Origin of the sequence: Weizmannia acidilactici (assembly GCF_008974225.1) — a bacterium.
GTDB classification, from domain to species: domain Bacteria; phylum Bacillota; class Bacilli; order Bacillales; family Bacillaceae_C; genus Weizmannia; species Weizmannia acidilactici.
In genome coordinates this window covers 1-230 of record NZ_BKZR01000135.1, presented here as the reverse complement: position 1 = coordinate 230, position 230 = coordinate 1, and the positions used below count along the sequence as shown (strand labels likewise).

General features: G+C 45.2%; 1 protein-coding gene. It reads left to right on the top strand.

Features of this window, described 5'->3' with window-relative positions; all coding sequences use genetic code 11:
* Positions 1-230, top strand: a 230-nt coding sequence (locus GBH70_RS17045) for a hypothetical protein (protein ID WP_216643896.1), incomplete at both ends; no start/stop codon positions are given.

Here is a 230-nt window from a genome sequence, read left to right as displayed (position 1 = left end):
CTTCAAGCAAGAACCTGGGGATGCAGACTTTTCGAGTAGCCAGGCTACAAGGAGGGGAAGCATTGACCCAAACGATCCTAAGACCATTATCCGGGAACATCGTGAAGCGTCCAAGTCCGAACTTGTATTCCGGGCTCGCCCGGAATACAAAATCTTATATTCACTTGTCAATGAGCAGAATGAACTGGAAATTGACATCCACTTTGGATTTAAACTTATTATACGAGGAG